Here is a 3,603-nt window from a genome sequence, read left to right on the forward strand (position 1 = left end):
GATATATAATTTTTTCTTTTAGGGTTATAATATGCTGTATCTTCATCTATTTGTGGCATGGAGCCTCTATTGAAAAGATAATCTCGTAAAGCGTATAAGGATGTATAGAATGTCCTGTTTTCCGTAGATTGGAAATACTCGACCTTATCTTCTACAATTTTTATTCCTAATATGAATCCTTCATTCAAAATCAATTGATTTTTGTTTGTCTGTTTTTTATTCAGAAATAATATCCTTTGTTGATCCTTTCCTTGCATGTCTCCTTCTATAAAAATAGGTACCTCAGCCATGTGTGTACTATTTTTACTATAAGGGTTTTCCTGATATTTATATTCATAAACAGGATATCGAGTGTTTACACGAATAAGAGGGTCTGAGGAATTGATCACCATGAATGATGAATTATCCACGTAGTACCCTTCTACAGCTATGCATATATTGTTTTTGGTTGAGGATAGAATTTCTGGTAATGATTGTTCGCAATAGTCTTGTCCAGAAGCAATTATTCTATAAAGGAAAAAGAAAGATAACCATACTATTTTCAACATAATTCTTAGAGGAGATTTTAATAAATTAAGGTAAATAGAAAATTCTAGTAAAAGTACTTTGATACTCTTGTAGATATTATTAACAAGCGGATACGATGTATTGTTTATGGTAAATAAGTTTTAACAGGTATCGATGTCTTACTTTTGCTGAAACGGGTATGAGATTGATGAAAAAAGGAGCTTCTGTATATAAGAAACTCCTTTTTTGTTATGTTTTGTAACTTTATTATTATACGGTTACTTCTTTCTTTTTCGGTTCAACTTTTAGCTTTTCGGCTTCTTTATCTAATATTGCCTCAATTACATCTCCTTGTTGAAGTGCGCCTGACAATATTAGTTCGGCTATTTCGTCTTCCAGGTATGTTTGGATGGCACGTTTAAGAGGTCTAGCTCCGAATTGTGCATCATATCCTTTTTCGGCAATAAAGTCTTTGGCTTCAGTCGTTACTTCAAGAGTATATCCTAATGCAGAGATTCGTTTATAGAAGTCTGACATATCAATATCGATAATCTTGTTGATTGATTCTTTATTAAGTTGGTCGAATATCACAATATCATCAATACGATTGATAAACTCAGGTGAGAACGATTTATTCAAAGCTTTTTGAAGAATGCCTCGTGAGTATTCGTTATTTATATCACCTTGAACTGCTCCTGCACTAAATCCAACTCCTTTTCCAAAGTCTTTTAGTTGACGTGTTCCCACATTCGATGTCATTATCAGGATAGTATTCTTAAAGTCTACCTTGTGACCTAAGCTGTCCGTTAAGTGGCCTTCGTCAAGTACTTGTAGCAATAGATTGAATACGTCAGGGTGAGCTTTTTCGATCTCATCCAAAAGAATTACAGAGTAAGGTTTGCGACGAACTTTTTCGGTCATCAATCCACCTTCTTCATAACCTACGTATCCGGGAGGCGCTCCGACTAAACGAGATACGTTGAATTTCTCCATGTATTCGCTCATATCTATACGTATCAAAGCATCGGCAGAATCGAATAGTTGTTCTGCTATTTTTTTAGCTAAGTGAGTTTTACCTACACCTGTTGGTCCAAGGAACATAAATGTACCAATTGGTTTATTGGGGTCTTTTAGTCCTACACGATTACGTTGTATGGCTTTTACTATCTTATCAATAGCATTGTCTTGCCCAACAACTACAGACTTAAGTGTTCCCTTCATTCCCAATAGCTTCAAACCTTCAGCTTCGGCTATTCGTTGTACAGGTATTCCCGATATCATAGAAACAACTTCTGCTACTTTCTCATCATCTACAATTTGTGGTTGTTCTTTCAGCTGCTTTTCCCAATTAGACTCTTCTTGTTCTAATTGAAGAAGCAATTGACGTTGTTTGTCTCTAAAACTTGCAGCAAGTTCATATTTTTGAGCTTTTACTGCGTTTGTTTTTTGATCTACCACATCTTTCAGTTCGTTTTCGATTTCCTCGATAACGGGAGGTACATTTATATTGGCTAAATGCATTCTCGAACCTGCTTCATCTAAAGCGTCAATCGCTTTATCAGGAAAGTTACGATCGGTTATATAACGGTCTGTCAATTTGACGCACGCTTCTAAAGCTTCATCTGTATATTTTACATTGTGATGTTCTTCGTATTTTTCCTTGATGTTTCTTAAGATTTGGAGAGTTTCTTCGGCAGTGGTAGGTTCTACCATTACTTTTTGGAAACGTCTTTCCAAAGCACCATCTTTTTCGATGTTCTTTCTGTATTCATCCAAAGTTGTAGCACCAATACATTGTATTTCACCTCTAGCTAAAGCGGGTTTCAACATGTTGGCAGCATCAAGCGAACCTGTAGCTCCTCCTGCTCCTACAATAGTATGAATTTCATCTATAAACAGAATGATATTCGGATTTTTAGAAAGCTCGTTTAAAATAGCTTTGATACGCTCTTCGAACTGTCCTCTATATTTAGTGCCTGCTACCACCGAAGCCATATCTAATGATATTACTCGCTTGTCGAATAATACACGTGATACTTTTTTCTGAGTGATCCGCAAAGCTAACCCTTCTACTATTGCCGATTTACCAACACCGGGTTCTCCTATTAATATAGGATTGTTTTTTTTACGACGACTTAATATTTGAGCCAGTCTTTCGATCTCTTTATCTCTACCTACAATAGGGTCAAGTTTGTTTTCGAGAGCTGCTTTAGTCATATCAGAACCGAAGTTATCTAATACAGGTGTATCAGAAGACTGACGTGGTTGTTGTGTATTTACGTTTTGATATGATGCTCCTTCTGCCGATTCGTCTTCATCGTCATCAGTAAAATCTGCTCCCATTTTAGGAGACAAATCATTATCTAAGTTTCCGTCTAAATTCTTTATATACATAAATGCTCCTGCGTAATTAAAGTTCTGATTTTCTAAAACTCTGGCAGCAATGTTGTCACTGTCTTTTAATATGGCAAGAAGTAAATGTTCCGAATCGGTCTCTTTACTCTTGGTCAATCGAGCTTCTAGTATACTAAGTTTAAGTACCTTTTCAGTCCCTTTGGTTAATACAATTTCACTGTTATTACTTGCAGACATATCTTGTTGTTCTAATATATGTCTGTCGATATCTATTTTTAGATCATCCAAATCTATTCCTGAGTCACTTAATGCCTGTATGGCCAATCCTTCCCCATTTCTAAGAATACCAAGCATCAAATGTTCAGGTCCCAGATGTGAGTTTTGGAGACGTCCGGCTTCTTCACGGCTATAGTTCATGATCTTGCGAACTCTTTGTGAGAAATTATTTTCCATAATCTTTTTACCTTTATTCGATGTTTTCTACTATCTACACTTTATACTAGTATTCAACTAGTGCTTGTAGTATTGACTTCCTTTATTATCAAACAAAAATGATGCCATAAAGTTTATTTGTCCGATAACTGCTTTTATTTTGATTTTTTTAAGTAATTCTTCATATATGGCTCTAAATCTAAGGTAAAGATATAATTCTTTTGAATACTATATGTTTATAATAAATTAAAAGAATGAATCATAAATACAAAGTATTAGCTTACTGACTATAAATCGTTAAATAGTATA

2 protein-coding genes are annotated in these 3,603 nt (G+C 34.9%); both read right to left on the minus strand.

Features of this window, described 5'->3' with window-relative positions:
• The coding region (locus tag HGC4_RS06415) for a hypothetical protein (protein WP_157258156.1) at positions 1-548 on the minus strand (548 nt) is incomplete at its 3' end.
• A 229-nt stretch (positions 549-777) separates the two neighbouring features.
• Positions 778-3,315, minus strand: coding sequence for an ATP-dependent Clp protease ATP-binding subunit (locus HGC4_RS06420; RefSeq protein WP_050709299.1), 2,538 nt, complete (start codon positions 3,313-3,315; stop codon positions 778-780).
• Positions 3,316-3,603: the final 288 nt, after the last annotated feature.

Source organism: Dysgonomonas sp. HGC4 (genome assembly GCF_001261715.1).
Classification (GTDB): domain Bacteria; phylum Bacteroidota; class Bacteroidia; order Bacteroidales; family Dysgonomonadaceae; genus Dysgonomonas_A.

Bases quoted from the DNA above. Each gene is read 5' to 3' on its own strand.
- HGC4_RS06420 (WP_050709299.1), bottom strand. From the start codon at position 3,315: ATGGAAAATAATTTCTCACAAAGAGTTCGCAAGATCATGAACTATAGC.